The 9,305-nt window shown below is 64.7% G+C and carries 10 protein-coding genes, 1 other RNA gene and 1 riboswitch; of the genes, 6 read left to right on the top strand and 5 right to left on the bottom strand.

The window, feature by feature from the left end; translation table 11 throughout:
- The 4 genes from BO74_RS12660 to BO74_RS12645 all read right to left on the bottom strand — a co-directional run.
- Positions 1 to 268: hypothetical protein (locus BO74_RS12660; protein WP_496442731.1), on the bottom strand; the 268-nt coding region annotated here is incomplete at its 3' end.
- A gap of 110 nt (positions 269 to 378) precedes the next feature.
- Positions 379 to 560, bottom strand: a non-coding RNA gene (gene ssrS / locus BO74_RS12655) — 6S RNA.
- A 12-nt stretch (positions 561 to 572) separates the two neighbouring features.
- The gene (locus BO74_RS12650) at positions 573 to 917 is read right to left on the bottom strand and encodes a cell division protein ZapA (protein WP_496442730.1); all 345 of its coding nucleotides are present in this window, start codon (positions 915 to 917) and stop codon (positions 573 to 575) included.
- Between the two features lie 8 nt (positions 918 to 925).
- A complete protein-coding gene (locus BO74_RS12645) occupies positions 926 to 1,135 on the bottom strand; it encodes a hypothetical protein (RefSeq protein ID WP_496442729.1) in 210 nt (69 codons plus the stop codon).
- 136 nt (positions 1,136 to 1,271) lie between these two features.
- Positions 1,272 to 1,489: riboswitch (cobalamin riboswitch) on the top strand.
- A 129-nt stretch (positions 1,490 to 1,618) separates the two neighbouring features.
- Here BO74_RS12645 and BO74_RS12640 point away from each other — a divergent pair.
- From BO74_RS12640 to tehA, 6 genes are read left to right on the top strand one after another with little or no spacing between them, the layout of a single operon-like run.
- Positions 1,619 to 3,445, top strand: coding sequence for a TonB-dependent receptor domain-containing protein (locus BO74_RS12640; RefSeq protein WP_496442728.1), 1,827 nt, complete (start codon positions 1,619 to 1,621; stop codon positions 3,443 to 3,445).
- Positions 3,446 to 3,463: 18 nt separating this feature from the next.
- Positions 3,464 to 4,453: a FecCD family ABC transporter permease gene (locus tag BO74_RS12635; RefSeq protein WP_496442727.1), complete on the top strand. Its 990-nt coding sequence runs from the start codon at positions 3,464 to 3,466 to the stop codon at positions 4,451 to 4,453.
- Between the two features lies 1 nt (position 4,454).
- Complete coding sequence (locus BO74_RS12630; protein WP_496442726.1) at positions 4,455 to 5,234, top strand: ABC transporter ATP-binding protein; 780 nt, start codon at positions 4,455 to 4,457, stop codon at positions 5,232 to 5,234.
- 5 nt (positions 5,235 to 5,239) lie between these two features.
- Positions 5,240 to 5,860 carry a cob(I)yrinic acid a,c-diamide adenosyltransferase gene (gene cobO, locus BO74_RS12625; RefSeq protein WP_496442725.1) on the top strand — a complete coding sequence of 207 codons (621 nt, stop codon included), beginning with the start codon at positions 5,240 to 5,242 and terminating at the stop codon, positions 5,858 to 5,860.
- A 2-nt stretch (positions 5,861 to 5,862) separates the two neighbouring features.
- Positions 5,863 to 7,155: a cobyrinic acid a,c-diamide synthase CobB gene (locus BO74_RS12620; RefSeq protein WP_496442724.1), complete on the top strand. Its 1,293-nt coding sequence runs from the start codon at positions 5,863 to 5,865 to the stop codon at positions 7,153 to 7,155.
- A gap of 42 nt (positions 7,156 to 7,197) precedes the next feature.
- On the top strand, positions 7,198 to 8,148 hold the full coding sequence (gene tehA / locus BO74_RS12615) for a dicarboxylate transporter/tellurite-resistance protein TehA (RefSeq protein WP_496442723.1): 951 nt from the start codon (positions 7,198 to 7,200) through the stop codon (positions 8,146 to 8,148).
- A gap of 23 nt (positions 8,149 to 8,171) precedes the next feature.
- Here the strand turns inward: tehA and BO74_RS12610 are convergent, their stop codons facing one another.
- The gene (locus BO74_RS12610) at positions 8,172 to 9,296 is read right to left on the bottom strand and encodes a class I SAM-dependent methyltransferase (RefSeq protein WP_496442722.1); all 1,125 of its coding nucleotides are present in this window, start codon (positions 9,294 to 9,296) and stop codon (positions 8,172 to 8,174) included.
- Positions 9,297 to 9,305 lie beyond the last annotated feature (9 nt).

The following is a 9,305-nucleotide window of genomic DNA, read 5'->3' as shown; positions in this document are numbered from 1 at the left end:
AACTACTATGGCCTTTGCTGACTTCTCGCTCCGTGGTCCCACGTCGCCCTTTCAGGCACAAGGCGAGATCCCCCCGGGTAAGAACGCACTCCTTCTCTGCACAACCGCCAGATCTACGCCGCTTCGTCTTGATCACGAGAGCTTCGCGGTCCTTTGCCCGCTCGCCCTGCTCGGCAGCGCCTTCTATCCGGTTCTTGTCCATCGGCTCGCAGATTACGATCCACGCTTCCTTCCCACGCTCGGTCACCCTCGCGCAGTTGCGCTTCACTTCGTTCGCTGTGATCAACTTACGGCGGGACTTGCACCCGCAGGAGTGCGCCCGTGCCGGGCGCACAAAGGAAACAGCCCGGGAGGCTGGCGCCTTCCGGGCTGTCGAATAATGTCCCCGCCTGTGCCGTTAGGCCGGCATCCTGAACCGGGGTCCAGATGAGGAAGCTTTCCTACCGCATCAGGTCCACCCGACGGAGGGGCGAACACAACAGCAGTTTTTGGTCAGCTACCGATGCCAATTTAGCATTGGTTCAAGGAATCTATGGCCTTGACGAACACTGCAGGGAACAACTGGCGGAAGCTCAAAGCAACTTTTCCTGCGGTGCGAGCACCGCGTCAAGTTGTGCTTCCATGTCGGCGATTCTACCCTTTGCCGCGTCGATGTCCACCCCCCTGGCTGCGCGCAATTCGGCGGGCGAATCAGCCGGCAAACGTTCCTGTGCGAGGAATTCGTGGGCAATGTTGAGGGCAGCCATCACGGCGATCCGTTCGGCGATGTTGCTGTGCGTCTTCTCGGCGATTTCGCGCATCCGGTTGTCGACGTAGGCGACGGCGTTCTGCAGGGCGTCACGTTCCTCGGGCGGGCAGGCGACACGGTATTCCTTGCCGAGCAGGGTGATGTCGAGATAGTGGCTTTCGTTGGGCATGGGCGGACTCAGAGAGCGGCGGTTTCGCCTTCGGGCAATCGTTGCGCAAGCTTTTCGAGCCGCTCGCGCGCAGTGTCCATGCGTTCGGCAAGGCGCTTTTTCTCCGCCTCGGCGGCGGCGAGTTGCTGGCGCAGTTGCGTGTTTTCTTCCCGTAGCGAGCGGCAAAGGGCTACCGCCTGGGCGATTTTGCTTTCGAGCGCATTGAATTCGTTGAGCATGGGCGGACTATAGGTTTCAGAAACGAATCAAGTCAAGGAACAAGCGGGGAGTCTAAAGGTGATTTGTCTACTCCGTCCACCTCGGTGAAGTCGCAACCGTGTGCAGTATAATCGCCGCTTCCGTTTCTTCGAGGATCGGAAATCAGTTGCGCAAGGTGCCGCCAGGCGGATTCGCTGCCGGCGGTTGAACGGGAAACAGGTGCGCGTCGATGTGCTGTAACGACGCAAGGCCTGTGCTGCCCCCGCAACGGTAAGCGAGTGTGGATGCATCGAAATGCCACTGGGCGAAGTCCTGGGAAGGCGGTGCATCAAGACTCGTGAGCCCGGATACCGGCCTGTGCGCAAAGGTGGAAAGTGCCGCGGGGAGGCTGGCACGGACATCCCGTTTACATCGGGTCCGGGTTCGTTTTTTCTCCGTCGGCGTCTTTCTTTTGCTTTTCTGCCGGCATTCGGGGACGTGTGCCGGTTCGATGGAGATGTCGAATGCAATCCAGATCCGCCCTCACGGCCGGCGCCTTGGCGCTGCTCGCCGCTTTTCCGCAAACCGTTCTTGCCGATTCCGAAGCCCCTGTCGTCGTCGTGACCGCCACCCGGCAGGCCACGCGCGCCAACGAACTGCTCTCCGACGTGACCGTCATCGATCGCGCGGCGATCGAGTCCAGCGGCCAGGAGTCGATCGCCGACCTGCTCGCCCGCCAACCGGGTATCCAGACGTCGAGTTCGGGCGGCCCGGGCACGGCGACGAGTTTCTATGTGCGCGGTGCGCGGCCCGAGCAGACCAAGGTGCTGGTCGATGGCGTCCCGCTCAATTCGGTCGACCTTTCCGGTTCGCCGTTGCGCTTCCTGCCGTTGGCCGACGTCGAGCGGATCGAGATCCTGCGCGGGCCGGCCTCGGCGCTGTACGGTGCCGACGCGATCGGCGGCGTGATCCAGATCTTCACCCGCGCCGGGACGCAAGGGCTGAAGCCTGATGCCTTCGCCGGCTACGGCACGCACAACACCTGGCAGGCGAGTGCCGGCCTGTCGGGGGGCAACGAACAGTGGCGGTTCCGCATCGAGGGCAACCACCTGTCGTCGGACGGTTTTTCGGCGCAGAAGCATGCCTCGAACAAGGACGCCGATGACGATGGCTACCGCAATTCCGGCGGGGCCGCTTCGCTCTCGTTCCTGCCGGCCAAGGGGCACGAACTTGGCATCAAGTTCCGGCAGAACGCCGGCGCGACGCACTACGACAGCGGCAACACCCCGGCCGACGGCAATTTCGACGATCGCGTCGAGTTCGAGACGCAGCAGTGGCAGGTGTTCACGCGCAACCGGCTGACCGACGCGTGGACGAGCAAGCTGCTGTACGGTGAAGCCGTCGATTACCAGAAGTCGTATTCGTCCTGGTCGCCGGATGGCGACTGGCTGCGGACGAAGAACAGCCAGACGACCTGGCAGAACGACGTCAAATTGCCGCTCGGCACGGCCTTGCTGGCGGTCGAGCGGCTGAAGCAGACGGCGACGCCGGACGACAACTATTCGGCCGCGGCGGAACAGAGTACCGATTCGCTGCTCGCCGGCTGGAAGGCGCACCTTGGCGATCACAGCTGGCAGCTGAGCGCACGTCACGACGACCACTCCGAGTTCGGAGAGAAAGGTACCTATGCGCTGGCCTACGGCTACCAGCTGACCGACACGCTGCGCGCGCAAGCCAGCTACGGGACGGCGTTCAAGGCGCCGAGCCTCTACCAGCTCTTCGCGTCCTGGTACGGCAACGCGGACCTGAAGCCGGAGGAGGCGAAGAACCGCGAGGCGGCGCTGATCTGGGAGCGGGGAAGCCACATGGTCTCGGCGACCTGGTATCTCAACAAGATCGAGAACCTGATCGACTATTCATTCAGCAGCTCGACCTACGAGAACATCTCCAGCGCCCGGATGGAGGGCGTGACGCTGGCCTACGCCGGGCAGTTCGGCGACTGGTCGGTACGTACCGCCTACGACTGGCTCGACGCGCGCAACGAGGATACCGATCTCCTGCTCGGTCGCCGCGCCCGCGACAAGGCGACGTTCGCCGTTTCGCGGCGCTGGGGGGCTTGGAACGGCGGGGTCGAATGGGTCGGCGTCGGCCGGCGTTACAACACCAACAGTGAAACGGACGAGATGGGCGGCTACAGCCTGGTCAACCTGACGGCGCGCTATGCCCTCAGCAAGGAGGTGTCGATCGAAGGCCGGATCAACAACCTGTTCGACAAGGACTACGAAACCGTGCGTGGCTACAATACCGGCGGTTTCAACGCTTTCGTCGGCGTTCGCTATCAACCGAAGTAAGAGCCCAAGCAAGTCTCCATGCCCACTCGCCGCCGCACCCTGCTGATCCTTCTCGCCCTCGCCGTGCTGGGGCTGGCGAGCGTGCTGCTGGCGCTGGCGGCGGGGAGCATCCGCATTCCGCTACGGGAGGTTTTGTCGGCGCTGTTCGACGGCTCGGCGAGCGTGCACGGCGAGGTGGTGCGCAGCCTAAGGCTGCCACGCGCGCTGGCCGGCTTTGCCTGTGGCGGCCTGCTGGCTCTGGCCGGGGCGTTGCTGCAGGTGCTGCTGCGTAACCCGCTGGCCGATCCGTACGTGCTGGGTATTTCCGGCGGGGCAGGTGTCGGGGCGATCCTCGCCATCCTGCTCGGCGCCGGGGCGGCGGTGATCGGCGGTGCGTCGTTCGTCGGCGCGCTGGCGGCGATGCTTGTTGTTTTCGGGCTGGCGCACGGCGACGGCACCTGGACGCAGTCGCGCCTGCTGCTCACCGGCGTTATTGTCGCTGCCGGCTGTGGCGCCATCGTCGCACTGATCCTCTCCATCGCTCCCGACCAGAAACTGCATGGCATGCTGTTCTGGCTGATGGGCGACCTCTCGCAGGCGATGAATCCGCAGCTGGCGCTTGGCGTACTCACGGCCGTGCTGCTGGTTGCGCTGCCGTTCGCGCGGGAACTCAACCTGCTGACGCGCGGTGCCGATCTGGCACAGGCACTCGGCGTGCAGGTCGGTCGCCTGCGGCGCGGCGTCTATCTCGTCGCCTCGCTGGCAACCGCGGCAGCGGTGACGCAGGCCGGGTCGATCGGCTTTATCGGCCTGATCGTGCCGCATCTGGTGCGCCTGGCGGCGGGCAACGACCAGCGCCTGCTGCTGCCTGCTTCGGCGCTGGCGGGAGGCAGCCTGCTGGTGATCGCCGACACGCTGGCACGCACGGTGATCGCCCCGCAGCAATTGCCGGTCGGCGTGCTGACAGCGCTGATCGGCGTGCCGGTCTTTCTTTTCCTCTTGGCCCGCGATGCGCGGCGGAGGGGCTGAGATGCGGAGAGACGCCCCTTTGCTCGAAGCGCGCCAACTCACTGTCGCCATCGGCCAGCGCACCTTCTGTCGTGATCTCGATCTGACGCTGCAGCCCGGCGAACGGCTGGCCATCCTTGGCCGCAACGGCGCCGGCAAGTCGACGCTGCTCTCCGTCCTCGCCGGGCTGCGTGCGCCGCAGGCGGGCGAAGTGCGGCTCGGGGGCGCGACCTATGCCGAACTCGGCGCGCACCGCAGCGCGCTGCTCCGCGGTTGGCTGCCGCAATTGCGCGGCGACGCCTTCGCCGCGACGGTGCTGGAGACGGCGCTGGTCGGCCGCCATCCGCATCTCGACCGCTGGGGCTGGGAATCGACGAAAGACGCGCAGATCGTTCGCGCCGCACTGGCCGCCGTCGATCTCGCCGACTTCGAGCAGCGCGACATCCAGACGCTCTCCGGCGGCGAACGGCAACGTCTGGCGATCGCTACGCTGCTGGCGCAGGCGCCGCAGCTTTTCCTGCTCGACGAGCCGATCGCCTACCTCGATCTCAAGCACCAGATCGCCATGCTCGAACTGTTCGCCAAGGCCGCGCGCGAGCACAATGCGGCCGTGGCGATGGTGCTGCACGAGCCGGCGCTGGCCTGGCGCTTCTGCGACCGCGTGCTGCTCGTGCATGGCGACGGCTTGACCGAAAGCGGCCCGGCCCGGACCATGCTGACTGCCGAGCGCCTGTCGGCGCTTTACCACTATCCGATGCTGGCCGTCGAATGCGAGGGCCGGATGAGTTTCCTGCCGAAGTGAACACCATGAACGAAAGCAGCAAGGAAGAACGTCACGCCCGGCGCATGGTGCGCAAGAAGGCCGTGGTCGACGAGGCCATCGCCGCAGCGCAACGGGAGCGCGGCGTGCTCGTCGTCAATACCGGTACCGGCAAGGGAAAATCGTCGGCCGCGTTCGGCGTCGTCGCCCGCGCGCTCGGTCACGGCATGCAGGTCGCGGTCGTCCAGTTCGTCAAGGGGCGTTCCGATACCGGCGAGGAAGCCTTCTTCAAGCAGGCCGTTTCGTTGATGCCCGAGAAGCTGCACTGGCACGTGACCGGCGAGGGCTTCACCTGGGAAATCCAGAATCTCGACCGCGATGTCGCCACGGCGCGGGCGGCGTGGGAACTGGCCTGCCGCTATCTCGCCGACCCGGCGATCGGCCTCGTCGTGCTCGACGAGATGACCTATGCGTTCAAGTACGGCTGGCTCGACCTGCCGGCCGTGCTCGACGTGCTGGCGAAACGTCCCGAAATGCAGCATGTCATCATTACCGGCCGTGCCGCGCCCGAGGCGTTGATTGCCGCCGCCGATACCGTCACCGACATGACGATGGTCAAACATGCCTTCAAGGCGGGCGTCAAAGCCATGCCCGGACTGGAGTGGTAACGATGCCTCCAACAATATCCTGCCCCGCCTTTCTCGTTGCCGCGCCGGCGTCCGGCCAGGGCAAGACCACCGTCGTCGCCGCGCTGGCCCGACTGCATACCCGCCTCGGCCGCAAGGTGCGCGTCTTCAAGTGCGGCCCCGATTTTCTCGACCCGCAGATTCACGCCATCGCCAGCGGCGCGCCGTGCCAGAACGTCGACCTGTGGATGTGCGGCGCGGATGACATCGCCTGGCGGCTGGCCGAAGCAGCGCGTGACGCCGAGCTGATTCTCGTCGAAGGCGTCATGGGCCTGTACGACGGCACGCCGTCCGCCGCCGAACTGGCAAGCCAGCTCGGCCTGCCGATTCTCGCCGTGATCGACGGCGCGTCCATGGCCAACAGCTTCGGCGCCATCGCCTTCGGCCTCAAGAACTACCGGCCCGGCACCCCGTTGAACGCCGCCTTCGCCAACCGCGTCGGCAGTCCGTATCATGCCGAATTGCTGGAAAAGAGCCTCCCGCCCGATATCGCGTGGTATGGCGCCCTGCCACGCGACGCCGAAGCCGCGATGCCGGAACGCCACCTCGGCCTGCTGCCCGCAGCCGAGATTGAAGGATTGAATCAACGCATCGACCGCATGGCCGACCGGCTGGCGACGACCGCCGCCGCGCTACTGCCGCTGCCGGTCGAGTTCAAGGATGTGCCGCCGCCGGCCATCCCGCCGCTTCTCAAGGGCAAGACGATCGCCGTCGCGCGGGACGCGGCGTTCTGCTTCCTCTACCCGGCCAACGTCGACTGCCTGCAACGCCTCGGCGCGACGCTCGTTTGCTTCTCGCCGCTCAAGGACACCGCGCTGCCGCCGTGCGACGCCGTCTGGCTGCCGGGCGGTTACCCGGAACTGCATGGCCCGGCGCTCGCCGCCAACCGCGCGTTGTGGGAAGCGCTCGCCGCACACGTCGACGCCGGCAAGCCGCTGCTCGCCGAATGCGGCGGCATGATGGCGCTGTTCGAATCGATGATTGGTGTAGACGGCGACGAATCGCCGCTCGCCGGCTTGCTGCCCGGAAAGGTCATCATGCAGAAACGGCTGGCCGGACTCGGCATGCAGGAGGCCGCGCTGCCCGAAGGCACTCTGCGCGGCCATGCCTTCCATTACTCACGCGCCGAGACTGAGCTCGAACCAATGTGCATCACCACGCGCGCCGACGGCCGCCCGGGTGAGGCCGTCTATCGCCGCCAGCCGCTGACAGCCAGCTACATGCATCTGTATTTCCCGTCGAATCCGGCGGCGGTGGCGAACCTTTTTCTGGCGTGAGGCGCTTCGGAATGCAAGCCTTTTCCCTATCAGGACAACAACATGGCGCGTACTAGCCTTCCCGCATCTTTTTTCGGCATGGTGCTGGGTCTTTCCGGACTCGGCCAGGCGTGGCGCCTTGCAGGCAAACTCTGGGGCATGCCGCCGCAGATCGGTGAGGGAGTGTTGCTGCTGGCCGGGCTGGTGTGGGCCGCCTTGTTCATTGCCTATCTGCGGCAAGCGGTACGTCACCCGGCCGCCGTACGCAATGAATTCCTGCATCCCGTGCAGGGCAGTACTCCGGCATTGCTGGCGATCTCGACCCTGCTGATCGTTCTGGCCGTTTTGCCTTATTCACGTATCGCTGCCTGGTCGCTTACTGCGGTGGGGATTGGTGGTCACCTGGCTTTTTCTCTTTGGCATACCGGTGCCTTATGGAAGGGCGGGCGGGATGTGTACGACACGCTGCCCACCCTGTATCTGCCCACCGTGGCCGGCAACTTCACCAGCGCCGCGGCGCTCGGGGGATTGGGGCATGCCGATTGGGGCTGGCTGTTCCTTGGAGCCGGGTTTTTTTCTTGGTTGGCACTCGAATCGCTGATCATCCAGCGTCTGTGGCAACACAACAGCGTGCCGGTAATACAGCGGCCGTTGCTCGGCATCCAGTTCGCGCCGCCAGTGGTATGCGCCATGGCCTGGCTGATGCTCGTCCCAGGCAGCAGCGACCATTGGCTGGTGATGCTCTGGGGCTACGGCCTGTTTCAGCTGCTTTTGGGGATTCGCTTGGGAGCCTGGCTGGGCGAGCAACCGTTTGCTCCCTCGTATTGGGCCTATACCTTCGGGATTGCCTCCGCCACGGTTTGCGGGATGAAACTGGCGCTGGCCGGAGTGCCCTCGGCGCAGGTGTTGGTCATCCCTGTTTTTGTGGGCGCTAACGGCTTTATCGGTTATCTGGCGCTGCGCACGACACAACTGTTTTTTGCACGCCGACTCTTGCCCACGTCGACGACGTGAGTGCGCAGGGGCGCAATGGGTTCTCAGACCGTTTCGGACACCACAAAGCGCAACAACGAGTGACTGATGCCCAGATTGTCGATGGCTTTTGCGAGACGCAATCCGTTCCGTTCCGCGCAAGCCGCAATGGTTTTTGATTCGTGCATCTTGCTGTTGCCGCTGGCCATCGCGGTGAAGTACGGCGAGGTATTGATCAGGCAGTAGCTGGCGATGGCGTATTTCTGGCGGTCCCAGAACGTGTCGAGCACCCAGACCGAACCGCCGGGGTTGAGCGACGCGGCGGCACGCCGGAAGATGTGGTCGATGGCCTCGAGGCTGAAGCAGGTGAGGAACTGGCTCATCCAGATGGCATCCATGCCGCCCGGGAAGGGCGCGTTGAAGTCGAGGACGTCGAGCGGATGCAGATCGGCGCGCGCGAGCAATCCTGCGTTCTCGAGCGTCGCTTGGGCGCGGGATAGCTGGATGGGGAGGTCGAGCAGGGTGACGCGGACGTCCGGATCGTGGCGCAGGCAATGCAGCGTCCATTTCCCGGTGTTGGCGCCGATGTCCAGCAAACGTTGCGGCTTGTGTGCGAAAACAGGGGCGAGCGCCTGGGAAAAGGCGGAGTCGGAGTAATAGTGGTCGAAGTCGAACCAGCTGCTGCGCGCCGGTTCGGGAAGGTCGGAAAGGCCTTCGTAGATCGTTGGCCAGTCGCCGAGCGCTTTCAGGCCGAGCGGCTTCTCTTCGCGCAGGCAGGCGTCCAGCTGGAACAGGCCTTCGTAGCAGACGTCATGGATGTAGTTTAGGTTGATCTGGGTCAGCTCGTCGTGGAGGAGGTTGTCGCCGACGCGGGTCAGCAGATAGCGCCCGTTTTTCCGTCTGACGACGCCGGCGGACAGTGCCGTCTCGAGCACCACGGAGATGGCATATTCGGAGAGGCGGCTGGACGTCGCCAGTTCGGTGATAGTGGCGCCTTCCTTGCCCGCCTCTTCAATCTGCGCCAGCAGCCCGCTTTTCCAGGCCGTGCGGACACACTGAAAAACGACCGGGCCAAAGGCGATGCGTTGCGCTTCGAAGCGGGCGTCCAGGCCGCGCAGGCGCGCGGGGGCGAATTCTATGTCTTCAATGTTTTCGATGGTTTCATCCGTTGAATCGGTTGTTGCGTTCATTGCGAATCT

This window comes from Propionivibrio pelophilus DSM 12018 (genome assembly GCF_059569095.1).
The sequence above is the reverse complement of the archived record's forward strand: the minus strand, read 5'-3'. Positions and strand labels throughout refer to the sequence as shown.

Excerpts from the sequence above, each read along its gene's own strand:
- BO74_RS12620 (WP_496442724.1), top strand. The coding sequence starts at position 5,863 with ATGCCTCCAACAATATCCTGCCCCGCCTTTCTCGTTGCCGCGCCGGCG.
- tehA (WP_496442723.1), top strand. The coding sequence starts at position 7,198 with ATGGCGCGTACTAGCCTTCCCGCATCTTTTTTCGGCATGGTGCTGGGT.
- cobO (WP_496442725.1), top strand. The coding sequence starts at position 5,240 with ATGAACGAAAGCAGCAAGGAAGAACGTCACGCCCGGCGCATGGTGCGC.
- BO74_RS12610 (WP_496442722.1), bottom strand. The coding sequence starts at position 9,296 with ATGAACGCAACAACCGATTCAACGGATGAAACCATCGAAAACATTGAA.
- BO74_RS12635 (WP_496442727.1), top strand. The coding sequence starts at position 3,464 with ATGCCCACTCGCCGCCGCACCCTGCTGATCCTTCTCGCCCTCGCCGTG.
- BO74_RS12645 (WP_496442729.1), bottom strand. The coding sequence starts at position 1,135 with ATGCTCAACGAATTCAATGCGCTCGAAAGCAAAATCGCCCAGGCGGTA.
- BO74_RS12630 (WP_496442726.1), top strand. The coding sequence starts at position 4,455 with ATGCGGAGAGACGCCCCTTTGCTCGAAGCGCGCCAACTCACTGTCGCC.
- BO74_RS12650 (WP_496442730.1), bottom strand. The coding sequence starts at position 917 with ATGCCCAACGAAAGCCACTATCTCGACATCACCCTGCTCGGCAAGGAA.
- BO74_RS12640 (WP_496442728.1), top strand. The coding sequence starts at position 1,619 with ATGCAATCCAGATCCGCCCTCACGGCCGGCGCCTTGGCGCTGCTCGCC.